Raw genomic sequence first — 24,126 nt, 5'->3', positions numbered from 1 at the left:
GTGCGTCTGTTTTTCTGTATAAGTGCTTCTATTATTTTTTTGCTTTTTCTTGATAAGATTTATGGAATCGTTCCATTTTAGCACTTTTTTCGTGTGCGGAATTAGGGTCGTGTCCAATTTGACCTACTGAGCTTTTTTGAGCCCCTTTATTCACATGGTTTGTCATTTGTATTCACCTCGCTTTGAGGATTAGTATAAACATTCTGTAAAGAAAAACTCATTAGAAAAGAAAAACCCCTTTACGATTTGTAAAGAGGTTGGATTGCTATTTATGCATTGAACGTTCGTTTGTGTCGATGCGTCTATGCGGTAAATGCCATTTGTAATGAATAGAAACCATGCGGAAGCAAACAATTAAAATGAATAAGGTGTATAGAGCCCAATCGCTAACAATAATTTGAGCGCCAATTAAGAAACCTGCCAGAATCGTCCAAAAAGCATATACATCAGCTCGAAGAACGAGAGGTTTTCTACGGGCTAAAAGATCGCGGATAATACCGCCTCCAATGCCAGTTAAAACGGCTGCTACGATTGTAGCACTAATTGGTAAATTTAATTTTTGAGCGTATAATGCCCCTTGTACGGCAAATGCTGATAAGCCGATAGCATCAGTGATGTTTTCCCACTTTTTCCAGTGTCTAATTAATTTATTTGGAAAAAGAAAAATAATCGTCATTGATAAAAGTGCGATTTGGAATAACATGTCTTGTTGCCAAAACGCGACAATCGGATAACCGATTAATAAATTACGAAGGGCACCTCCCCCAAATGCGGTTGCCATTCCTAAAATATACACCCCGAAAATATCATAATCCTCTTCCATTGCAACAATAGCCCCGCTTAATGCGAAAGCAATTGTGCCTATGATGCTAAAAATCTCCCATGCCATGAATTTTCTCCCCCGCTAACTAGATGAAATGTGCTTCCTCTGCTATTATATTAGAAGGTTTAAATTTCGAAAAGGATGAGTGAACATATTTGATGGAAGAAAAAGAGAAAGTCATATTAGTGGGCTGTCAATTGCCGCAAGATGATGATGAAAAATTTATGCATTCCATGAAAGAACTTGCATCATTAGCGAAAACTGCACGAGCAGAATTGTTAGTGTCTACAACGCAAAAACGACCGAAGTTTCATCCAGCGACTTATATAGGTAAAGGTAAATTAGAAGAGCTTACAATGTTAACTGAAGAATTAGAACCGGATGTTATCGTATTTAATAACGAATTAACACCGAGTCAAATTCGGAATTTATCCTCAGTATTAGATGCGAGGGTAATTGATCGAACGCAACTTATATTAGATATTTTTGCGCAACGTGCGAAGTCGAGAGAAGGGAAGCTTCAAGTAGAATTAGCTCAGTTGCAATATACAATGCCGCGTCTTATGGGGCAAGGGTTGTCTTTATCACGTCTTGGTGGTGGTATTGGAACGAGAGGGCCAGGTGAAACGAAACTTGAGACGGATCGTCGTCATATTCGATCACGGATTGATGAAATAAAGAAACAACTTGCAGTTGTTGTGGAACATCGAAAAAGATATCGTGAGAGAAGAAAAGATAATAAAGTATTTCAAGTTTCGTTAATAGGATATACAAATGCGGGGAAATCTACGTTGTTTAATAGATTAACGGAAGCTGATACATTTGAAGAGAACTTGTTGTTTGCAACGCTAGACCCGACAACAAGGAAGATGCCGTTACCTTCTGGTTATACAGTATTACTAACTGATACGGTTGGTTTTATACAAGATTTACCTACATCATTAATTGCTGCATTCCGCTCGACATTAGAAGAAGCTGGTGAAGCGGATGTTATTTTACATGTTGTGGATTCTGCAGATCCGAATTATGTAGGGCATGAGAAAACAGTAAAACAATTATTGTCAGAACTCGAAATCAATCATATTCCTATTATTACGTTATATAATAAAAAAGATGAATTACATCAAAACTTTATTCCGTTTCCGAAAAGTGACTTCTTAATGACTAGTGCTTTTGAAGAAAATGATCTATTACATATAAAAGAAGCGATAGAAACGAAAATGAAGGAAGAAATGAATTGTTATCAAGTGAAAATTCCTCCGAGTGAAGGTAAGTTATTAACTCTATTAAAGACAGAGACGCTATTAACGAAAATGGAGTTTTTGGAAGAGAAATTTGTATATGATTGCGCGGGGTATATTTTTGCTCATTCATCGCTTAATGTACAATTAAAGAGATTTTTAGTGGAAGAAGGAGAAAATAAAAATGTTTGATCGTTTGAAAAATGGAGAAAAAATTGCTCCAATCGTAAAAGAAGTAGAGAGTCAAATTACAGAAGTACATAAACGTGCGGATGAAGTAATTGAAAGTAATCAGTTTCGTGTGTTAGAAAGTTTCCGTAAACATAAAATTAGTGATTCACATTTTATTCCGACGACAGGTTATGGTTATGATGATATTGGTCGTGATACGTTAGAAAAAGTGTATGCAGATGTATTTGGAGCGGAAGCTGGTCTTGTTCGTCCGCAAATCATTTCAGGTACTCACGCAATTTCAACAGCGCTATTCGGTATTTTACGTCCAGGAGATGAGTTATTGTACATCACGGGTAAGCCGTATGATACGTTAGAAGAAATTGTTGGTGTACGTGGAAAAGGTGTAGGATCATTCAAAGAATATAATATTGGTTATAATGCAGTTCCGCTTACTGAAGAGGGGCTAGTTGATTTTAGAGCTGTTGCAGCTGCCATTCATAGTAATACGAAGATGATTGGAATTCAACGTTCAAAAGGTTATGCTACTCGTCCGTCGTTTACTATTTCTCAAATTAAAGAGATGATAGCGTTTGTTAAGGAAATTAAACCGGATGTTGTCGTGTTTGTAGATAACTGTTATGGCGAGTTTATTGAAGAGCAAGAGCCATGTCATGTTGGTGCAGATTTAATGGCAGGTTCGCTTATTAAAAACCCGGGTGGGGGAATTGTTAAAACTGGTGGTTACATTGTTGGTAAAGAACAGTATGTTGAAGCGTGTGCATATCGTTTAACATCTCCAGGAATCGGTGCGGAAGCAGGGGCATCTTTATACAGTCTGCAAGAAATGTATCAAGGTTTCTTCTTAGCGCCGCATGTAGCAGGACAAGCGCTAAAAGGTGCGATTTTTACAGCTGCATTTTTAGAAAAGTTAGGAATGAATACATCACCAGCGTGGAATGCACCAAGAACGGATTTAATTCAATCTGTTCAATTTGATGACAAAGATCGCATGATTGCATTCTGCCAAGCAATTCAATATGCATCTCCGATTAACTCTCACTTCACTCCATATGCCAATTATATGCCGGGGTATGAAGATGATGTAATTATGGCTGCGGGAACGTTTATTCAAGGTGCAAGTATTGAATTGTCAGCTGATGGTCCAATTCGTCCGCCTTATGTTGCTTACGTACAAGGTGGGCTAACTTATTCGCATGTGAAGATTGCGATTTGTTCTGCAATTGATGCATTAATTGAAAAAGAATTATTAACAATTTCTTAAAGGGAAGCTGTCGATTTCGACAGCTTTTTTTGCGTGAAAGTAATGATTTATTTCATTAGAAAAAAGAATGAAAAAAATTTTAAAAAAATCATGTAAGAAAAGCTAACATCTATTGACACTAAACATAACATGGTATAAAATGAGAAGCAGTTAAGGCGAAGGAGGAACTGAAACGATGAAAGAAGATAGACGTTCTGCCCCGCTGTTTCCTATTGGTATTGTTATGGATTTAACACAATTATCTGCACGTCAAATTCGCTACTATGAAGAGCATAATCTTGTTTCTCCAACCCGTACAAAGGGGAATCGTAGATTATTCTCATTTAACGATGTAGATAAGTTGTTAGAGATTAAAGATTTATTAGATCAAGGCTTGAATATGGCTGGTATTAAACAAGTGTTACTAATGAAAGAAAATCAAACAGAAGCAGTGAAAGTAAAAGAAGAAACGAAAGAAATTTCAAAAACTGAGCTTCGCAAAATACTTCGAGATGAACTACAACATACAGGTAGATTTAATCGAACTTCATTGCGACAAGGTGATATTTCAAGATTTTTTCACTAAAGAGAACTGATTCTGAAGGTGTTTAGAGGGACTAAGGAGGAATTTATAATGGCTAGGTACACAAAAGAAGATATTTTCCGTTTGGCGAAAGAAGAGAATGTAAAGTATATCCGTTTACAATTTACGGACCTTTTAGGAGTAATTAAAAACGTAGAAATTCCAGTGAGCCAATTAACAAAAGCTCTTGATAACAAAATGATGTTTGATGGATCTTCTATTGAAGGTTTCGTACGTATTGAAGAATCTGATATGTACTTATATCCAGACTTAGATACTTGGGTGATTTTCCCTTGGACAGCTGAAAAAGGTAAAGTAGCTCGATTAATCTGTGATATTTACAATGCAGATGGCACTCCATTTGAAGGGGATCCACGTAACAATTTAAAGCGTGTATTAAAAGAAATGGAAGCTTTAGGATTCTCAGATTTCAATCTTGGACCAGAGCCAGAATTCTTCCTATTCAAAGTAGATGAAAAAGGAAATCCGACATTAGAATTAAACGATAACGGTGGATACTTCGACCTTGCGCCGATGGATCTAGGGGAAAACTGTCGTCGTGATATCGTTCTTGAACTTGAAGAAATGGGCTTTGAAATTGAAGCGTCTCACCATGAGGTTGCTCCAGGGCAACACGAAATTGACTTCAAATATGCAAATGCAATTCGTTCATGTGATGACATTCAAACATTCAAACTTGTTGTAAAAACAATTGCTCGTAAACACGGTTTACACGCAACATTTATGCCAAAACCATTATACGGTGTGAACGGTTCAGGTATGCACTGTAACTTATCACTATTCAAAAATGGTGAGAACGTATTCTATGATCAAAACGGTGACTTACAATTAAGTGATGACGCTCGTCACTTCATCGCAGGTATTTTAAAACACGCACCAGCATTTACAGCGGTAGCAAACCCAACTGTAAACTCTTACAAGCGTTTAGTACCTGGATACGAAGCTCCTTGTTACGTAGCATGGTCTGCACAAAACCGTAGTCCATTAGTACGTATCCCTGCATCTCGTGGTATTAGCACACGCGTAGAAGTACGTAGTGTTGACCCAGCTGCAAACCCATATTTAGTAATGGCAACATTATTAGCAGCAGGTCTTGATGGAATTAAAAACAAATTAACTCCACCAGCTGCAGTAGATCGTAACATCTACGTAATGACAAAAGAAGAGCGCGAAGAAGCAGGTATCGTTGATTTACCAGCAACATTAGCACAAGCTCTAGTTACATTACAATCTAACGAAGTAATTAGTAAGGCATTAGGAGATCACTTACTTGAGCACTTCATCGAAGCGAAAGAAATTGAGTGGGATATATTCCGTACGCAAGTTCACCAATGGGAACGCGATCAATATATGTCTCTATACTAAGAGGTGAGGAAGCTCTGATACTACGGTATCAGGGCTTTTTTATTTGTCGATAATATAGGTGTTAGTTGAAATGAATTGAATAGATGCCTGAAAAAATATGACGGTATTTGAATTTCTATTCCATATCTTTAATGTAACGTGGTGAAATTCGAATTACTTTGTGTTCCAAAAGGGTGGATAAGTAAAAGTAACATGCGTAATATCTATGGGTTTAAAAAATTGTATGATATGTTGTGTTCGGTATTGAATATGTTTAATACTAAAGTTCGGGTGTTTAAAAATATAGTACCTTGCAATAAATAGTACTAAGTGGTATATTATGGATAAGGAAGGTACCGTGTATTGAACAGTACTGAAATGAGAAAGGGGGATTGCACTTGAACGTTCAGTTTAAAAAAGGTGTGTTAGAACTGTGTGTACTGGCACTTGTGAAACGTAAGGATTGTTACGGTTATGAACTTGTTCAGCAAATCTCAAATAAATTTTTAATATCGGAAGGGTCAGTATATCCTTTATTACGCCGTTTAACGAAGGAAGGATATTTTCAAACGTATTTAAAAGAATCTACGGAAGGACCACCTCGCAAATATTATCAACTAACTGAGCAAGGGGAAACGCAACTGAATTTGTTAGTAACAGAGTGGCGTGATTTTGCGAAAGGTGTACAAGAAATTATTGAAGGGGTGGAATGGGATGAGTAAAGAACAGTTTCTTAAGGAATTATCAAGTCACCTTAGAAAGTTACCGGACGAAGAGAGAAAAGATATTTTATTTGATTATGAAGAGCATTTTCAGTTTGGGATAGAAGAGGGAAAAACTGAATCGGAAATAATAAAGGGGCTTGGCTCTCCGAAAGTAATTGCAAAAGAATTGCTTGCGATGTATCGTTTCGATGAAATGAAAAAAGATCCATCAACTTCAAATGTGACAAGAGCTGTCATGGCGGCGATTGGACTTAGTTTGTTTAATTTCGTTATTGTGTTAGGCCCGTTAGTTGCAATTATTGCTTTTATATTTTCTTTTTGGGTCGGTGGGATTGCTAGTGTAGTGACGCCATTTTTCGTAATTGGAAAAGTATTTATGGGTACTTTTATATGGTTAGATTTATTCGTTAGTATAACTTTTGTTGGAGTAGGTTTGTTGTTATGTATAATCGCTTATTATAGTACGAAGTGGTTTAAAAAGCTTTGCGTACGTTATGTAATATGGAACTTCAAAATGATAAAAGGGGAGTAGATGATGAAAAAAATCTTGTTAGTAGCAATCGCTTGTATCATTATTGGAGTAATTGGGATTTCACAAACATATGAAAAAGCAGTGCAAGCTGCAGAAGAAGGAAACAAAGAAGATAAAATTAAAAACGAAACACTAAAAAATATAGAAGTTAAGTTAGATGTCGGGGATATTGTTGTCCGAAAATCTCCTGACGCTTCTTTTTATGTAAAGCAATCAGGAGATGCGCGTAAACAAGAGATTCGTATTACTGAAGATGGTGACACATTAAAAATCATTGGGGAAAGAGAAAAAGATGCTTCATTTGATTTTTCTTTTTACGATTTTAGGTTTCAAACGTCTACATTGACTCTCCTTGTGCCTGAACGCTCTTACCAAGATGTAAAAGTAAATTCATCTGCTGGACAAATTGAAATAAGTGATGTGAAAAGTGACCGTGTAAGTGCTAGAACACTTACTGGAGAAGTGGATTTGAAACATGTAACGGCTAAGAATGTGGAGGGATCTACAAAAGCTGGTGAAGTAAACTTTAAAAAAGTAATAGGGAAAGTGACTGCAAAAACGACCAGTGGGGAAATAAATATTCTAGAGCATGATTCTAAGTACAATCTAGAAGCAAGTTCAACTGCAGGAGATATAAATATTACTTTATCGGAAAAACCAAAAGATGCGGTAATTACTGGGCAAAGTGCTGCCGGGGATGTAACAATTTTTAATGAAGAAAATAAAGACGTAACGATTGGTAATGGGAGTAAAAAGATTAGCGGTAAAACAGCTGCGGGCGATGTGACGATTGAAACGCGTTCATAAGAAATAGAATGTATGAAAATCTATCAAAATACAAAAAAGAAGATAATTACCGTATATAAATAAGGTAATTATCTTCTTTTATATTCTTAATGTAAATCACGATATACGCCAATTACTTTACCGATAACGGACACTTGCTTTAAAATGATAGGTTCTAATGAAGAGTTTTCCGGTTGTAGACGGAAATGGTCTTTTTCTTTATAGAAACGTTTAACAGTTGCTTCATTATCTTCTGTTAAAGCGACTACAATTTCACCATTATATGCAGACTGTTGTTGGCGAACAACAACTAAATCTCCATCGAAAATACCAGCTTCAATCATACTATCTCCAGAAATACGTAACATAAACACTTGATCTGCTCCTGCGACAATGCTAGCTGGAAGAGGGAAGTGTTCCTCAACGCTTTCGACTGCTGTAATTGGTAATCCAGCAGTAACTTTCCCGACAATTGGAACTTGAATAACAGATTGTGTTTCTGTATCCATTCGGTCTTCACCTAAAATTTCAATTGCGCGTGGTTTTGTTGGATCGCGTCGAATGTATCCTTTTTCTTCTAATCTTGATAAATGTCCGTGCACTGTAGAACTAGAAGCGAGGCCGACTGCTTGACCAATTTCACGTACGGAAGGTGGATATCCTTTTTCTTGTACTTTTAGCTTAATAAAGTCGAGAATGTCTTGCTGGCGTTTCGTTAACTTTTCCATGTTTTCTAACACCTCGTTTTCTTTCATTTTTCTTATTAATAAGTATAACATGTGAAAAAACATTCTACAAACATAAGTTCGAACAAAAGGCGAATTTATGTTACACTAAAGGGAAATTATAGTGAGAAAGAGGGGTTCATAATGAATGCAATTATTTATGCGCGTGTGAGTACAACAAAAGAAGCACAAGAAACATCATTATTACGTCAAAAAGATGAATTATTGCATTTAGCGGAGCGCTATCAAATGAATGTTACTAAGGTGATTGAGGAACAGGCTAGTGGCTATACAATTGAACGTGACGGCATATTAGAAGTGCTAGATACAATTCGAGACGAACAAATTGATGTGCTACTTATACAAGATGAAACGCGCCTTGGTAGGGGGAATGCAAAGATTGCGTTAATGCACTGTTTACATAAAGAAGGAATAAAAGTATATACGCATACACATAATGGTGAATTGCAATTGTCGGATTCTGATTCAATGGTATTAGATATTATTGGTATTGTTGAAGAGTATCAAAGAAAGATTCATAATTTAAAAATTAAACGTGGTATGCAACGAGCAGTAGAAAAAGGCTATCGTCCAGAAAATAATTTAAAGAATCGTCATTTAAGTGTAGGACGAGAGAAGAAAGAAGTGCCAATTGAGGAAATTGTACGTTTGCGTAAGAGTGAACTTACTTTCGAAGAAATTGCAGCAACACTACGTGGCTTTGGTCATAATGTTTCAAAAGCGACGGTACATCGTAGATATGTAGAGTATACAAAGCAATTGCTTGATAAAGAAGAGTAACTATTGTATGATAATAATCAGTTTTGAGTAGAAGGGGGATTCGAGATGCTTAGTCACGAACTCGTTGAACGCATTAACTTCTTAGCGAAAAAAGCAAAAGCTGAAGGTTTAACTGAAGAAGAACAACGTGAGCGTCAATCGCTACGTGAACAATATTTAAAAGGATTTCGTCAAAATATGTTAAACGAACTAAAAGGAATTAAAGTTGTTAACGAACAAGGTACTGATGTTACACCGGCGAAATTAAAAGCTTTAAAAAAGCAAGATAATGCAAAATTAAACTAAAAGATGGGCGAAGCCCATCTTTTTTATTTATTTAATAACTTCCCAGTTGTTATTAACGGTTGCTTCTATCTTTTTATGTTTCAATATATAGTTAGCGATAAGTTCAGACATATTTGTTGGGATGTCTTTTATTACGGGCTTATTTTGAAACATAAAGAAGTTCCCTCCGCCGCTTGCGCGATAATTATTCATAACGACGTCATATTCTTCGTTCATATTAAGAGGAGTGCCTTTATGTTGTAAAGATTCTACTCTTGCGCCAATTGGTTTTGAAATGTTTAATACGTACGAAATTCCTTCCCACATATCGTAATTATAGTGTTGCGGCTTTGGTTCTATAAAGGTAGGGTTTACGATGATAGATCCATCTTCTTTTAATGTGAAATAAGAAGCAGAGAGTTCGAGAGCATCTTTTATATCTGAGCCAATTATTCTAATTACTTTTAATGTATTTGGATAAATATAATTAGAAACGATGTCACGCATTGTTACATGTTCCGGGAAACCTGGAGATGTATTATGGAATAGGCTTGTACAAGAAATGGAAACATTAGCAATATCCATCTGTATTTTATTTATGAATTCAATAAAAGGATGGTCTTTCAAACGAGTTTGCATAGCATCTGAAATTTGCATGTCACCGTGGATGATTCCAATAGGTTGATCAAGCCATTTTTGTGTTTTCTCTTCATAATCGGCTACCAAGTAAAGAACATTTGGATCTGCCTCGATTTCTTGCACAGCCAATAGTTCTGAATAACTCTCTTTTTTTACCCACTCTTGTTTCATTTTTTCAAATGTTATAGTTACTTTTCCAACTGAATGTCCATTACATCCAGTCTGTAAAATTGTTACATCATTACCCACTGTTTGAGCAATTTTTCGGTGCTGATGGCCTGTTAATAAAATATCTATGCCTTCAATTTCATGACACATTGCATACCCTTGGTTTTCACCTGTTAAAACTTCAGTCGGTTCTCCAGTTTGTAAATCGCGTTCAAATCCCCCATGATACGCTACGACCAGTAAATCTGGTTTCTCGTGTTCGCGAATGTAAGAAACCCAATTTTTTGTTGTTTCTAACGCATCTTCAAATTGTAAGTCTTTAATGTGATGGGGTTGTTCCCAATTTGGAATGTAATGCGTTGTCATCCCTAAAATAGCAATTTTTATATTTGATTCAATCTGTTTTATTATATATGGTTTTCCGAAATAAGATTCTTTGCTGTTTTTATCTAAAATATTTGCTGATAAATACGGGAAGTTGGCAGTAGAAATAGCATGATTTAATACGTCCAGTCCATAATTAAATTCATGATTCCCAATCACTGCAGCGTCATAACGTAAATAGTTTGCTATTAATGACATTGGGTTTTTCTTATCTTTTTCATATGTAGCGTAATGATAAGTAAAGGGTGTTCCTTGTATGAAGTCACCATTATCAATTAATAGGACGTTTCTATTTTCGGAACGTTCTTTTTTTATAAGAGTAGAAATTTTAGCTAAACCAATTTCAGCTTTGGAGTTATCTTGATAGTGAATTGGATAAACGGTACCATGTATATCACTTGTTAATAAGATGTTTAAAGTTACAATTTGATTTTGATTCAATATCATTCACCTTTTCTATTGTTATCTACCAATTAAGCATATCAAATATAGGAAGAGAATTTTAATGTGAGTGTATAGAATGTGTAAAGATTCTGTAAATAAACAATTATTCGTGAAATTGTGTGATATATTTCTTCATGTTTACGGAAGGTTATTTTATAACAACAAAAATGGAGGCATTAATATGTTGAAAAAAGTTTTTGCAATGAGTACAACAGTTGTATTAGCAGCGGGTTTATTAAGTGGCTGTGGAACGAAGGAATCAAGCGCAAGTAAAAATGAAGATACGAAAAAAGGGTATGTACCGAAGACTTTAAATGTTCAATTTGTTCCTTCTCAAAATGCAGATACGTTAGAGGCGAAGGCAAAACCACTTGAGAAGCTATTAAGTGATAAGTTAAATATTCCAGTAAAAGTTAGTATTTCGACGAATTACAATACAATTGTAGAAGCGATGGCATCTAAGCAAGTAGATGTAGGTTTTTTACCTCCAACAGCGTATGTGCTAGCACATGAGAAAAAGGCTGCAAACGTAATTTTACAAGCACAACGTTTTGGAGTAGATGATGAAACGGGAGCTCCTACAAAGGATTTAGTAGACTTCTATAAGTCTGAATTTGTTGTTAAGAAAGATTCAAATATTAATAGTGTAAAAGATTTAAAAGGTAAAAAAATTGGTTATCAAGATGTAACGTCATCAGCGGGGTATGTGTGGCCTGCGGCTGTACTATTAAAAGAGGGCGTTGATCCGTTAAAAGATGTGAAACCTGTTACATTAAAAGGTCACGATCAGTCGCTTATTGCTCTTTTAAATGGTGATGTAGACGCAGCTGTTGTATTCCAAGATGCTCGTAATATTGTAAAAAAAGATTATCCGAATATATTCGATCAAACGAAAATAGTGAAATTTACGGAGAAAATTCCAAACGATACGATTTCGGTACGTTCGGATTTAGATGAAGAGTGGAGCAAGAAATTACAGGATGCTTTCATTGAAATTGGAAAGAATGAGGAAGGTCACAAAATCATTAAAGAAGTATATTCACATGAAGGATATGTTAAATCTGATGATAGTAAATTTGATATCGTTCGTGAATATGGGAAGAAAGTAAAAACGCAATAATACATATGGAAATGGAAGCTAACTGGAAAGGTATGTTTTCAGTTAGTTTGCCGTTTTGAATTCATAGAAGGTAGGTAAGATGTGTGATAGAGTTTCGAAATGTTTCCAAAGTGTATCCAAATGGTACAAAAGGATTGAATCATATAAACTTGAAAATTCAAAAAGGGGAGTTTGTTGTAATGGTAGGGCTGTCCGGAGCTGGAAAGTCTACACTTTTAAGATCAGTAAATCGTCTTCATGAGATTACAGAAGGCGAAATCATGATTGAAGGTGAGTCAATTACTGCTGCAAAAGGAAAAGGATTACGCCGCATGCGCCGGGATATTGGTATGATTTTTCAAAGTTTTAATCTTGTAAAGCGATCAACGGTATTAAAGAACGTATTAGCTGGCCGTGTCGGGTATCATTCGACATTACGTACAACGTTAGGCCTATTTCCGAAAGAAGATTTGGACCTTGCCTTTCAATCGTTAAAAAGGGTAAATATTTTAGAAAAAGCATATGCGCGGGCTGATGAATTATCAGGAGGACAACAACAACGTGTGTCCATTGCTAGAGCGTTGGCGCAAGAAGCAAAAATCATATTAGCAGATGAACCTGTTGCGTCGTTAGATCCACTAACAACAAAGCAAGTATTAGATGATTTGAAAAAAATTAATGAAGATTTTGGAATTACAACAATTGTAAACTTACATTCTATTGATTTAGCTAGGCAATATGCGACACGCATTATTGGATTACATGCAGGTGAAATTGTTTTTGATGGCCTAGTAGAAGAGGCAACGGATGAAAAATTTGCTGAAATTTATGGTGACGTAGCGCAGAAAAGCGAATTGTTAGAGGTGGCAGTTAAATGAATGACGTGACGATATATTCGAAATCGATACCGAAGCCGCCGAGTAAGTTAAAACATATGTTAACGTTAATCCTAGTCATTTTACTGTTGTGGGGAAGTAGTATGCAGGTCGACGCATCATTTTCAAAACTAGTAGTTGGTTTTCCTAATATGATGGATTTGTTAAAAGAGATGGTGCCGCCAGATTGGAGTTATTTTCAAGTTATTACAACAGCAATGTTAGATACAATACGTATGGCGATTATCGGGACGACTTTAGGAGCGATATTAGCTATTCCACTGGCACTATTTGCGGCAAGTAATGTGTTTACGAGTGCATTTTTGTACAGTCCCGCTCGATTGATTTTAAATTTTATCCGAACGGTACCAGATTTATTATTAGCGGCAATTTTCGTAGCTATTTTTGGAATAGGACCACTTCCAGGTATTTTAGCTCTTACGTTTTTCTCAATTGGGCTCGTGGCGAAATTGTTGTATGAGTCAATTGAATCGATTGATCCAGGTCCATTAGAAGCAATGACAGCAGTAGGAGCAAATAAGGTGCAATGGATTGTTTATGGGGTAATTCCGCAAGTGAAAGCGCATTTTGTCTCCTATGTTCTTTATACATTTGAGGTAAACGTACGTGCAGCAGCTGTTTTAGGTTTAGTAGGAGCTGGCGGTATCGGATTATATTATGATCGTACACTTGGATTTTTACAATATGAACAAACTGCATCTATTATTATTTATACCCTTGTTGTTGTATTGTTAATTGATTATGTAAGTACATTGTTGCGGGAGAAATTATAATGAGTAAAACGACGTTAATCGTACCAAAACCGAAGAAACCGAGTATGTATCGCTGGATTATTTTCATAGCACTTACATTTGTTTATGTATGGGCTTTTTCGGGAGTACCGCTAGAGGGAATCAAAGATACGGCGGGAGAAATTACAAAAGCAATTATGACAGGTGTATTGAATCCAGATTGGTCGTATGTATCTTTGTCAGATGGTGAAGATTTATTACATGGTTTAATTGATACGTTGGCAATTGCGATATTAGGTACATTTATTTCTGCCTTTTTATCTGTTCCATTCGCTTTTTGGGCGGCGACGAATATGAGTAGTGGAAAATTAACTTCGGGAACTGGGAAATTTGTACTTAGTTTTGTCCGTACATTTCCTGAATTAGTTATGGCTCTTTTATTTATAAAAGCTGTTGGACCAGGTTCTTTTGCCGGCGTTCTAGCTTTAGGGTTACACTCTATTGGAATGTTAGGAAAATTATATTCAGAAGGAATTGAAAATATAGATAAAGGACCGAAGGAAGCGTTAATAGCAACAGGTGCGAATCGATTTCAAATACTTTGGTATGCAGTATTGCCACAAGTATTACCAGATTTTCTATCCTATACGTTATACAGGTTCGAAATTAATGTGCGATCCGCTGCCATTTTAGGTGTTATTGGAGCAGGGGGAATTGGCACACCTCTAATTTTTGCGCTGAGTTCACGCAATTGGTCTCGTGTAGGAATTATTTTATTAGGCATCATTTTAATGGTTATTATCATTGATTTTATTTCAAGTTCGATTCGGAAACGGATTGTTTAACTGATTTGAAAAGCATCGAATTTAGATGCTTTTTTGTATTTTTAAAGGTGGGCTAAAAAAGTTAGTATAGAAGGGTTTTGTATATATGTATAAATATACAGATAATTCTCTTTCTTTTTAAAATAAAAATAATGAAAAAGTATGTCATATTGAATGCCCATACATTCCCGGAAACATTGATTTTTTTATAAAAAATCAAAAAAACATCAACATATTTGTCGATACATGTTGTATAATCTTGCGTGGGAAGCTATCATATAAATGTATAAAACGTTTACTAATATAAGCGAAGGGAAGAATAGCATGTCACATTCAATCGAACAACTTTCTATCAACACGATTCGCACATTATCCATCGATGCGATTGAAAAAGCAAACTCTGGTCACCCAGGAATGCCAATGGGTGCAGCACCAATGGCTTATACATTATGGACTCAATTTATGAAACACAATCCAAATAACCCAACGTGGTTTAACCGTGATCGTTTCGTATTATCAGCAGGTCATGGTTCAATGTTATTATACAGCCTACTTCACCTATCTGGTTATGATGTAACAATGGATGACTTAAAGAACTTCCGTCAATGGGGAAGCAAAACTCCAGGACATCCTGAGTACGGTCATACACCTGGTGTAGATGCAACTACTGGTCCACTTGGACAAGGTATTTCAACTGCTGTAGGTATGGCAATGGCTGAAAGACATTTAGCTGCTAAATATAACCGTGATGCGTATAATGTAGTAGATCATTATACATACGCTATTTGTGGTGATGGAGATTTAATGGAAGGCGTTTCTGCTGAAGCATCTTCATTAGCTGCTCATTTACAATTAGGTCGCCTTGTTGTGCTTTACGATTCAAACGATATTTCATTAGATGGCGATTTAAATCGTTCATTCTCTGAAAGTGTAGAAGATCGTTACAAAGCATACGGATGGCAAGTAATCCGTGTTGAGGATGGAAACGATATTGAAGCTATCGCAAAAGCAATCGAAGAAGCGAAAGCTGACGAAAAACGCCCAACGCTAATTGAAGTAAGAACGACAATTGGTTTCGGTTCTCCAAACAAATCAGGAAAATCAGCTTCACATGGTTCTCCACTAGGTGTAGAAGAAACAAAATTAACGAAAGAAGCATATGCTTGGACTGCTGAGCAAGACTTCCACGTAGCAGAAGAAGTATACGACAACTTCCGTAAAACAGTACAAGATGTTGGTGAAACTGCGCAAGCAGAGTGGAACACTATGCTAGGTGAATATGCACAAGCATACCCAGAATTAGCAAACGAATTCCAAGCAGCAATGAACGGTCAACTTCCAGAAGGTTGGGAGCAAAACTTACCAACTTATGAATTAGGATCAAAAGCAGCAACTCGTAATTCTTCTGGTGCTGTAATTAATGCAATTGCAGAATCTGTACCATCATTCTTCGGTGGATCAGCTGACCTTGCTGGTTCTAACAAAACATACATGAATAACGAAAAAGACTTTACAAGAGATGATTACAGCGGTAAGAACATTTGGTACGGTGTACGTGAGTTCGCAATGGGTGCAGCAATGAACGGTATTGCACTACATGGTGGTTTAAAAACTTACGGTGGTACGTTCTTCGTATTCTCTGACTACTTACGTCCAGCAATTCGTCTTGCAGCATTAATGCAATTGCCAGTAACGTATGTATTCACACACGACAGTATCGCTGTTGGTGAAGATGGTCCAACACATGAACCAATCGAGCAATTAGCGGCGCTACGTGCAATGCCAAATGTATCTGTTATTCGTCCAGCTGACGGTAACGAGTCTGTTGCGGCTTGGAGATTAGCTCTAGAATCTACAAACAAACCAACTGCTTTAGTATTAACTCGTCAAGATCTTCCAACATTAGAAGGTGCAAAAGACGATACGTATGAAAAAGTAGCAAAAGGTGCATATGTAGTTTCTGCAAGCAAGAAAGAAACAGCTGATGTAATCTTACTTGCAACTGGATCAGAAGTAAGTCTTGCTGTTGAGGCTCAAAAAGCATTAGCAGTAGACGGTGTTGACGCATCTGTTGTCAGCATGCCATCTATGGATCGCTTTGAAGCTCAAACTGCTGAGTACAAAGAATCTGTATTACCAAAAGCAGTAACAAAACGTTTCGCAATCGAAATGGGTGCTACATTCGGATGGCACCGTTACGTAGGTCTTGAAGGAGATGTGTTAGGTATCGATACATTCGGTGCTTCTGCTCCTGGTGAGAAGATTATGGAAGAGTATGGATTTACTGTAGAGAACGTTGTTCGTAAAGTAAAAGAAATGCTTTAATGATTTTAGAAAAATCTCTCCGGCATGGAGAGGTTTTTCTATGTAAATGAGTTTTTTCGACAGAAAAAGTTTTTTCTCTCTCCGCAGTCAGACAATCATTGCAAAATTTCTTCTATATAATGAAGAGAAAAGGTTGTCCAGATTGGGAGGCGAAAGATGAAAACGTATGAATTGTATTTAATTCAAGAGGATATTGCGAAAGCTTACTTTGGTCGTGAATATTTGTTTTTTGATTTATTTGCTCGATTTTCAGAATCTGGGTCCCTTTCGGAGAAAAAAGTGCTATATAAACAAATGATGTATATAACGATGCCATTACAAGTAATGAAAATTCATCATAAATTAGAACAAGCTTTGCGCGTTCTTGGTAAATATGATCGAACACATCATACACATACACTTTATACAGGGGCAGAATATGGCGAAATAATGGTGAAACCACACTATATTCGCATGAATACCTCTGGAAATGTTTCTATGGAAACGACTTTCTTTGAGGTGCTTCGGAAGTGTGAATTAACATTTTTAGCTATGGATTATGAAAATACAAAGTACGGATGGCTGAATCCTCTAAAACAAGTACGAACATATGTGTAAAAAATGTCGAATTGTATCTTGTCTTATTGAAAAGGTTTTAGTACACTGTAAGGTAGACAACATGAAGGAGGAAAATATATGCCAATTTGGTTAGGTATTCTAGTGGGCGTAGTAGCACTAGTAGCAGGCGTGGCGTTAGGATTTTTCATTGCCCGCAAATACATGATGAATTACTTACAAAAAAATCCACCAATTAACGAACAAATGTTAAAAATGATGATGATGCAAATGGGACAAAAACCTTCCCAAAAGAAAATCAATCAAATGATGAGCGCGATGAACAAGCAACAAATGAAATAAGCGCTAAAAGACACTCGCTAAGAGTGTCTTTTCTTTTTGATATAGACAGAGTTTAAAACTTTTAAAAATTCTGTATTTTTGGTAAACTGAAAACATCGCTCATTTTAAGGGAGGAGGAAAAATATGAAAGTATTTATGAATTTAGCGTGGTTTTTTAAACAAGAAAAACGAGCGTACATAACCGGAATTATTTTATTATTTGGCGTCGCACTTTTAGAACTTGTAGCACCAAAAGTGATTGGGATTGTTGTAGATGAAATTAACGATGGAACATTAACGACTGATAAGTTACTAAAATGGGTTGTACTCTTAGTACTCGTAGGTATTACGATGTACATATTACGTTACGTGTGGCGCATTATGATTTTTGGGTCTTCATTAAAGTTAGCTCGCCAATTACGGAAAAATTTGTATGAACATTTTACAAAGATGAGTCCATCTTTCTATCAGTCAAATCGCACAGGTGATTTAATGGCGCACGCGACCAATGATATTCAAGCAATTCAGCAAACTGCTGGGGCGGGTGTTTTAACACTTGTTGATTCATTAGCTGTTGGAGGGTGTGTACTCGTAGCGATGGGTTTTACAATTAGTTGGAAGTTAACATTGTTAAGCTTAATTCCAATGCCGATTGTAGCAATATCGACAAATTATTACGGCACTTTATTACATAAAAGGTTTCATAAAGCACAGCAATCGTTTTCGGAAATCAATGATAAAGTGCAAGAGAGTATGAGTGGGATGAAGGTAATTCGATCGCTTGGACAAGAAAAAGAAGATTTACAAGCGTTCCGAAAAAAATCAGAAGATGTCGTACATAAAAATATGTTAGTTGCACGTATTGATTCGTTATTTGATCCAACAATCGCTCTTATCGTAGGTTTTTCTTTTTTAATTGCAGTATGTTACGGGTCAGTATTAGTTGTGAGAGGTGAATTAACAGTAGGTGATCTCGTTACATTTACGACATATTTAGGTACTCTCGTTTGGCCGATGTTAGCGTTTGGATGGCTGTTTAATATTATGGAGCGTGGGCGTGCTTCGTATGACCGTGTAGAAAAAATCCTCTCACAAAAATCAGATGTAGTAAATAGAGAAAATGCTGTGCATACAATAGCGAGCGGTGATATTTCATTTGCGGTCGATTCGTTTTCGTATAAGAAAAATGAACTGTTACATTTAACGGATATTCACTTTGATTTGAAGAAGGGGGAAACGTTAGGGATTGTAGGACGTACAGGTGCAGGGAAAACGACTTTATTAAAATGTTTAATACGTGAGTATGATCATTTTAATGGTGAGTTAAAAGTTGGGGAGCGGGATATTCGCGATGTAACACTTTACGGTGTCCGTTCTGCCATTTCATACGTGCCGCAAGATCATTTTTTATTTTCAGCAAGTATTGGGGAGAATATTGCCTTTGGAAAGGCGGATGCTACATATAATGAAATTACTCGGGCCGCAGAGATTGCTTGTATTCATAATGATATTCTCCAATTTTCAGAAGGATATGAAACAGTAGTAGGAGAAAGAGGCGTTTCGTTATCTGGAGGTCAAAAACAGAGGATTTCTATTGCGCGTGCTTTATTAACGAATGCTGAAATTTTAATTTTAGATGATTGTTTATCAGCAGTAGATGCAAAAACAGAAGAAACAATTTTAAATGCTTTAAAGAGGGAAAGAGCTGGGAAAACGACAATTATTACTGCCCATCGTTTAAGTGCAATTCAGCATGCCAATCTTATTCTTGTTGTGGATGAAGGTAGAATTGTACAACGAGGTACACATGAACAACTAATGAAAGAACATGGTTGGTATAAAGAAATGTATGAAAGCCAGCAGTTAGAAGCATTAGTCGAGAAAGGAGGCGTATGATGGCTGGGAAAAAACAGAGCGATTTAAGAAGATTACTGTCTTATATGAGGCCATATAAAGGACTGTTAGCATTAGCATTTTTATTTCTAGTTGGTGCAACTGTAACAGAAATGATGGGTCCTTTTTTAATTAAACAATTTCTTGATGAACACTTAGTACCACGTAACTTTGATCAATCAGCACTTGTTACTTTATTTGTAGTGTATATTGTTGCTCACTTATTAAAAGTATTATTTACTTATTTAGACTTGTTATATTTTCAAAATATTGCTTTTAAAATTGTTCAAGATATGCGTGTTGAAGTATATGAGCATGTTCAAAAGTTGTCATTAAGTTTCTTTGATCGTACGCCGATTGGTACGCTCGTATCGCGCATAACGAATGATACAGAAGCAATTAAAGATTTTTATGTCAGTGTATTATCAACATTTGTTAAAAATATCGTATTTTTAGTAGGGATTTTAGTAGCGATGTTTTTATTAAATGTAAAATTAGCGCTATTTTCTCTCGTATTAATTCCGATCATGTTTGCGATTATGGTGCTATATCGCCGGAAAAGTGCAGCTTTTTATTTAGAAGTCCGTAATCAATTAAGTGTGTTAAATGCAAAGTTAAACGAGTCCATTCAAGGGATGAATATTGTTCAAGTGTTCAGACAAGAAAAGCGCATGAGAAAAGAATTTGAAGAAGTGAATAATAAACATTATAGTGCAGGGCGACGTACATTAAAGTTAGATGCATTGCTTTTACGTCCAGCAACTGATTTAGTTCATATTGTAGCTATTGCGTTAGTACTTGGTTTATTTGGAATTGATGCTTTGAAGAGTCCTGTTGAAGTAGGCGTTTTATATGCGTTTGTTAACTATATACATCGTTTTTTCCAGCCTGTAAATGAGATGATGATGAAATTATCATTTTTCCAACAGGCACTGGTTTCATCATCACGTGTATTTCATTTAATGGATGAGAAAGATTTAGCGCCAGTTCAAAAAGGGGATGGAAATACTCAAGTTATTAATGGAGATATTGAATTTAAAAATGTTACTTTTTCGTACGATGGAAAACGTGATGTTTTAAAAAATGTATCTTTTCACGTGAAACAAGGGCAAACGGTTGCTTTCGTTGGGCACACTGGCAGCGGAAAGAGTACTATTATGAATTTATTACTGAGATTCTATAATATTAATTCCGGAAATATTGTAATAGATGGTGTAGAGTTAGAGAAATTTGAAGAACAAGAAATTAGAAAGAAAATAGGACTTGTATTGCAAGATGCATTTTTATTTGCGGGAAATGTAAAACAAAATATTCGTATGTATAATGAAGAAATTACGGATGAAGAAGTAAAAGAAGCGGCACAATTTGTGCAAGCGAATACGTTTATTGAAAAATTACCAGAGCAGTATGAAACGGAAGTAGTAGAAAGAGGAGCTGCATTTTCTAGTGGTCAACGACAATTAATTGCTTTCGCTAGAACGATAGCAACGAATCCGAAAGTGTTAGTATTAGATGAAGCAACAGCAAATATTGATACAGAAACGGAAGATGCAATCCAAACAGCGTTACAGCAAATGCGAAAAGGACGGACTACGATAGCGATTGCGCACAGATTATCTACCATACAAGATGCAGATCAAATTTTTGTTATGCACGATGGAGAGATAGTAGAAAGAGGGACGCATCAAGAATTACTGAGTGAACAAGGATTGTATTATAATATGTATTTACTACAAAATAAAGGAAGTTTACAAAAGGCCTTGTAATTACAAGGCTTTTTTACTTTGGTTATAAAATATGTTTGCTCTTTATGTCTATAGTATAAACGTCGTCACCCTTTAATAAAGTTGTACATATTGTATGTATACGAAATGAAAAAATTGATAGGAGCTTTTATATGCAAGATAGATCTAGTTCAAATATTACGTTTATTGATGTGTCTCATTGGGAAGGGAATATTGATTGGAATGCAGTGAAGGGATCCGGTATTTCAGCGGCGTATGCAAAAGCGACAGAAGGTGTAAATTACATTGATCCTACTTTTACTAAGAATGTACAAGCAGCACGGAATGCGAATGTATTAATCGGTGCATACCATTTTGCACGCCCAGAACAAAATGATGCAATTTCAGAGGCAAAATATTTTGTGAGTATATTACAAAGTAACCATACAGACTTAATGCCAGTTCTGGATTTAGAATCACCAACAGATCCGAGCAACAGTAATTTAACTGGTAGCGCTATATCGAATTGGGCAAGAAGCTTCATAAATTATGTGAAACAGGCTACTGGAAAAGATGTAATGTTATATACAGGAGTTTGGTATATTAATGAGTTCGGAATTAGCGGATTAAGTGATATTCCGCTTTGGATTGCTAGATACTCGAGTACACCGCCTGCTGATGCTGGTGGATGGACAGAGTGGACAGCGTGGCAGTACACAGATTCTGGACAAATCTCAGGCGTAGGAAATTGTGATGTATCAGCTGCAGTTTCATTAGAAGCTTTACAAGGGAATGGAGCAAGTGGTGGAGGTAATGTTTCCCCGCTTAATAATGCAACTCCAGTGTACGGAGTTGCTATAATTAATGGAGATAATGTGAATTTGAGAAGTGGACCATCTATACAGTCTAGTGTAATTCGCCAATTGAATCGTGGCGAAGCATATGAAGTTTGGGGAGAACAGGGTGGTTGGCTTTGTTTAGGGACAAATCAGTGGGTATATAATGATTCGAGTTATATTCAGTATAAACATTATGTGGCGACTATTACTGGTGATAATGTAAATCTACGTGATGCTCCATCATTAAATGGAAATGTTATAAGACAGTTACATCATGGTGAATCGTATCGAGTATGGAGTAAGCAAGATGGATGGCTTTGCTTAGGGACAAATCAATGGGTATACTACGATTCAAGTTATATTCAGTATGGTGTACAATAGAGTGGAAATAAAAGGTATCTCTTCAGAGGTGCCTTTTATTAAAAATATACAGCTTTTACAAGGTTTATATCGAAATCATAGTATACTATAATAGATATATTTATAAAAAATAATTGAAAATGAAATAAAGGAGAAAAAATATGGATTATGTGCTAATAGGTGTAATTTTATTATTATTAGCTGCAGTATTCGTGCTGTTTTATAAAAATAAACAGCTAGAATCAGAGAGCCAGCAAGCGGAATTTGAAAAGAAACAAGCAATTGAAACGTACGAAAATGAAATTGCAGCTACGGTTACAGAACATAAAGAGCAGCAAAATACATTAAAAAATATGGAACAGAAAAAATACAATGATTTACAAATAAGTGCAGCGAGAGAACTTGAAAATATGCGTATGATGAAAAATCAATTAGCTGTGCAACATAGTAAAGAACGCAGTGAAATGCAAGAAAAACATAGTAACGAAATACATATGTTTCAAAAGTTAATTGCAGATTTGCGAGAGTATACGAAAAATGGAGCCGAAGTGAGTACACACGAAACATTACAATATATGAAGCGTGGCTTCGTAGAGCAAGGCATAATACTAGATAATGAATTTCATATAATGCCGAATGTTTTTATGAGGAATCAGCATGGAAGAAATGATTTCCGAATTCATCATCTTGTTTTAAGTAAAACGGGTATGTATGTACTTGAAACGAAAGAATGGACAGGGAAATTAATTCATGGCTTAACGAAAGAAAATGCTAGTACATATTCATTTATGATTGATGAAATTGGCAAGTATCAACAAGAGATAGAGAAAGAAGAGACGTTTGAATATATTACAGGTGAAGATTCATTAACGATACAAGTGAAAAATGAAGGGAACCCAGTATATAGAGCGAAGAAACTATCTCATATTCTATACAATTGTTTGAAAGAAATGCAAGTTGATATTGTAAAGGAAAACATAAATCCGATTGTATATTTTTATAATGAGAATGGGAAAGAAGTGCTAGATCTTTCTGAAGAAAAAACGCCGAGATTAAAAGATAGAGAGCAAATTGTATCGTTCTTCAGAAATGAATTCTTAACGGGGAAAGTAATATATACAGGTCAAGAGTTGGAAAAACTTCGAGAAACCATTAATCGAATGAATTATATAATGAATTAAAAAGAGGTGGGCTTTCTGAGTGTTATATTAAGGGGTATTTTGTATGTTTATTAATAGAATGTTAAAAGTAATAGAAAGTAAATAATGAAAAAGCATTCGCGATTGCGAGTGCTTTTTTATTTTTCAATACGTTATGGAAGGGAGAGAAGGGTTTTGAAGGGAATAAGGAATGAAAGCGGAGGTGATGCATATATATAGATGCGTTAAGTTGTTTTTGGCATATTGTATAAATGAAAAGGAGGTAAGACGGTGAAAGCTATACCGACTGATGTCCTGAGTAAAGAATTGATGGAAAGAGAAGGCGTTATATCTATTACAGTAAAGGAATTTGAAAAAATCGAAGTAGCTGGAGTAGTAGTCGCTGGCCCCGCGGTTATTTTGATTAATCAAGATTAAGTACATAGTATTGAAATAAAAAGTATCCTAGATGGATGCTTTTTATTTGTGTAGAAGAAAGAATATG

At 35.9% G+C, this 24,126-nt stretch carries 25 protein-coding genes; 21 read left to right on the top strand and 4 right to left on the bottom strand.

Features of this window, described 5'->3' with window-relative positions; translation table 11 throughout:
- Positions 1 to 31: 31 nt before the first annotated feature.
- Both MKY00_RS18085 and MKY00_RS18080 read right to left on the bottom strand, forming a co-directional pair.
- Positions 32 to 166: a hypothetical protein gene (locus tag MKY00_RS18085; RefSeq protein WP_000181496.1), complete on the bottom strand. Its 135-nt coding sequence runs from the start codon at positions 164 to 166 to the stop codon at positions 32 to 34.
- Positions 167 to 265: 99 nt separating this feature from the next.
- The gene (locus MKY00_RS18080) at positions 266 to 889 is read right to left on the bottom strand and encodes a trimeric intracellular cation channel family protein (RefSeq protein WP_000312265.1); all 624 of its coding nucleotides are present in this window, start codon (positions 887 to 889) and stop codon (positions 266 to 268) included.
- Between the two features lie 92 nt (positions 890 to 981).
- On the opposite strand from MKY00_RS18080, the gene hflX reads away from it, so the two are divergent.
- From hflX to MKY00_RS18045, 7 genes are all read left to right on the top strand, one after another.
- Entirely contained in the window at positions 982 to 2,256 is a 1,275-nt protein-coding gene (hflX, locus tag MKY00_RS18075; RefSeq protein WP_016718264.1) for a GTPase HflX, read from the top strand.
- Complete coding sequence (locus MKY00_RS18070) at positions 2,249 to 3,520, top strand: methionine gamma-lyase family protein (RefSeq protein WP_000460298.1); 1,272 nt, start codon at positions 2,249 to 2,251, stop codon at positions 3,518 to 3,520. The genes hflX and MKY00_RS18070 overlap by 8 nt, the downstream gene beginning before the upstream one ends.
- A 175-nt stretch (positions 3,521 to 3,695) precedes the next feature.
- Positions 3,696 to 4,085: a transcriptional repressor GlnR gene (glnR, locus tag MKY00_RS18065; RefSeq protein WP_000656783.1), complete on the top strand. Its 390-nt coding sequence runs from the start codon at positions 3,696 to 3,698 to the stop codon at positions 4,083 to 4,085.
- Between the two features lie 48 nt (positions 4,086 to 4,133).
- Positions 4,134 to 5,468: a type I glutamate--ammonia ligase gene (glnA, locus tag MKY00_RS18060; RefSeq protein WP_016718263.1), complete on the top strand. Its 1,335-nt coding sequence runs from the start codon at positions 4,134 to 4,136 to the stop codon at positions 5,466 to 5,468.
- Positions 5,469 to 5,845: 377 nt separating this feature from the next.
- Positions 5,846 to 6,169 carry a PadR family transcriptional regulator gene (locus MKY00_RS18055; protein WP_001102620.1) on the top strand — a complete coding sequence of 108 codons (324 nt, stop codon included), beginning with the start codon at positions 5,846 to 5,848 and terminating at the stop codon, positions 6,167 to 6,169.
- Positions 6,162 to 6,704 (top strand): DUF1700 domain-containing protein, encoded by a 543-nt coding sequence (locus MKY00_RS18050; RefSeq protein WP_000032400.1) that lies wholly within the window; start codon positions 6,162 to 6,164, stop codon positions 6,702 to 6,704. The genes MKY00_RS18055 and MKY00_RS18050 overlap by 8 nt, the downstream gene beginning before the upstream one ends.
- Positions 6,705 to 7,511, top strand: a complete 807-nt coding sequence (locus MKY00_RS18045; protein WP_016718262.1) for a DUF4097 family beta strand repeat-containing protein — start codon at positions 6,705 to 6,707, stop codon at positions 7,509 to 7,511.
- Between the two features lie 86 nt (positions 7,512 to 7,597).
- Here MKY00_RS18045 and lexA read toward each other — a convergent pair whose 3' ends face one another.
- Positions 7,598 to 8,218 (bottom strand): transcriptional repressor LexA, encoded by a 621-nt coding sequence (gene lexA / locus MKY00_RS18040; protein ID WP_000413738.1) that lies wholly within the window; start codon positions 8,216 to 8,218, stop codon positions 7,598 to 7,600.
- Between the two features lie 141 nt (positions 8,219 to 8,359).
- On the opposite strand from lexA, the gene MKY00_RS18035 reads away from it, so the two are divergent.
- Both MKY00_RS18035 and MKY00_RS18030 read left to right on the top strand, forming a co-directional pair.
- The gene (locus tag MKY00_RS18035) at positions 8,360 to 9,016 is read left to right on the top strand and encodes a YneB family resolvase-like protein (RefSeq protein WP_000991471.1); all 657 of its coding nucleotides are present in this window, start codon (positions 8,360 to 8,362) and stop codon (positions 9,014 to 9,016) included.
- 45 nt (positions 9,017 to 9,061) lie between these two features.
- Entirely contained in the window at positions 9,062 to 9,301 is a 240-nt protein-coding gene (locus MKY00_RS18030) for a DUF896 domain-containing protein (protein ID WP_000948565.1), read from the top strand.
- A gap of 27 nt (positions 9,302 to 9,328) precedes the next feature.
- Here MKY00_RS18030 and MKY00_RS18025 read toward each other — a convergent pair whose 3' ends face one another.
- A complete protein-coding gene (locus MKY00_RS18025; RefSeq protein WP_016718261.1) occupies positions 9,329 to 10,912 on the bottom strand; it encodes a bifunctional metallophosphatase/5'-nucleotidase in 1,584 nt (527 codons plus the stop codon).
- Between the two features lie 184 nt (positions 10,913 to 11,096).
- On the opposite strand from MKY00_RS18025, the gene MKY00_RS18020 reads away from it, so the two are divergent.
- From MKY00_RS18020 to MKY00_RS17965, 12 genes are all read left to right on the top strand, one after another.
- The gene (locus MKY00_RS18020) at positions 11,097 to 12,035 is read left to right on the top strand and encodes a phosphate/phosphite/phosphonate ABC transporter substrate-binding protein (protein WP_000915052.1); all 939 of its coding nucleotides are present in this window, start codon (positions 11,097 to 11,099) and stop codon (positions 12,033 to 12,035) included.
- Between the two features lie 83 nt (positions 12,036 to 12,118).
- Positions 12,119 to 12,892, top strand: coding sequence for a phosphonate ABC transporter ATP-binding protein (gene phnC, locus MKY00_RS18015; RefSeq protein ID WP_016718260.1), 774 nt, complete (start codon positions 12,119 to 12,121; stop codon positions 12,890 to 12,892).
- On the top strand, positions 12,889 to 13,683 hold the full coding sequence (gene phnE, locus MKY00_RS18010) for a phosphonate ABC transporter, permease protein PhnE (protein ID WP_001000768.1): 795 nt from the start codon (positions 12,889 to 12,891) through the stop codon (positions 13,681 to 13,683). The genes phnC and phnE (MKY00_RS18010) overlap by 4 nt, the downstream gene beginning before the upstream one ends.
- On the top strand, positions 13,683 to 14,486 hold the full coding sequence (gene phnE, locus MKY00_RS18005; protein ID WP_016718259.1) for a phosphonate ABC transporter, permease protein PhnE: 804 nt from the start codon (positions 13,683 to 13,685) through the stop codon (positions 14,484 to 14,486). Before phnE (MKY00_RS18010) ends, phnE (MKY00_RS18005) begins: the two co-directional genes overlap by 1 nt.
- Before the next feature lie 303 nt (positions 14,487 to 14,789).
- Positions 14,790 to 16,790, top strand: a complete 2,001-nt coding sequence (gene tkt / locus MKY00_RS18000) for a transketolase (RefSeq protein ID WP_000019785.1) — start codon at positions 14,790 to 14,792, stop codon at positions 16,788 to 16,790.
- 156 nt (positions 16,791 to 16,946) lie between these two features.
- Positions 16,947 to 17,387 (top strand): sporulation inhibitor of replication protein SirA, encoded by a 441-nt coding sequence (gene sirA, locus MKY00_RS17995; protein WP_000860645.1) that lies wholly within the window; start codon positions 16,947 to 16,949, stop codon positions 17,385 to 17,387.
- A 78-nt stretch (positions 17,388 to 17,465) separates the two neighbouring features.
- Positions 17,466 to 17,687 (top strand): YneF family protein, encoded by a 222-nt coding sequence (locus MKY00_RS17990; protein ID WP_001123317.1) that lies wholly within the window; start codon positions 17,466 to 17,468, stop codon positions 17,685 to 17,687.
- 123 nt (positions 17,688 to 17,810) lie between these two features.
- Positions 17,811 to 19,562, top strand: coding sequence for an ABC transporter ATP-binding protein (locus tag MKY00_RS17985; RefSeq protein ID WP_000862464.1), 1,752 nt, complete (start codon positions 17,811 to 17,813; stop codon positions 19,560 to 19,562).
- On the top strand, positions 19,562 to 21,325 hold the full coding sequence (locus MKY00_RS17980) for an ABC transporter ATP-binding protein (protein WP_229147431.1): 1,764 nt from the start codon (positions 19,562 to 19,564) through the stop codon (positions 21,323 to 21,325). The genes MKY00_RS17985 and MKY00_RS17980 overlap by 1 nt, the downstream gene beginning before the upstream one ends.
- 131 nt (positions 21,326 to 21,456) lie before the next feature.
- Positions 21,457 to 22,503 carry a GH25 family lysozyme gene (locus MKY00_RS17975; RefSeq protein ID WP_016718257.1) on the top strand — a complete coding sequence of 349 codons (1,047 nt, stop codon included), beginning with the start codon at positions 21,457 to 21,459 and terminating at the stop codon, positions 22,501 to 22,503.
- Positions 22,504 to 22,643: 140 nt separating this feature from the next.
- Positions 22,644 to 23,663 carry a nuclease-related domain-containing protein gene (locus MKY00_RS17970; RefSeq protein ID WP_000386802.1) on the top strand — a complete coding sequence of 340 codons (1,020 nt, stop codon included), beginning with the start codon at positions 22,644 to 22,646 and terminating at the stop codon, positions 23,661 to 23,663.
- 249 nt (positions 23,664 to 23,912) lie between these two features.
- Positions 23,913 to 24,059 carry a BC1881 family protein gene (locus tag MKY00_RS17965; protein WP_000644411.1) on the top strand — a complete coding sequence of 49 codons (147 nt, stop codon included), beginning with the start codon at positions 23,913 to 23,915 and terminating at the stop codon, positions 24,057 to 24,059.
- Positions 24,060 to 24,126: the final 67 nt, after the last annotated feature.

Source organism: Bacillus sp. FSL R9-9834 (genome assembly GCF_038006905.1).
In the GTDB taxonomy this organism is placed as follows: Bacteria; Bacillota; Bacilli; order Bacillales; family Bacillaceae_G; genus Bacillus_A; species Bacillus_A pacificus.
The sequence above is the reverse complement of the archived record's forward strand: the minus strand, read 5'-3'. Positions and strand labels throughout refer to the sequence as shown.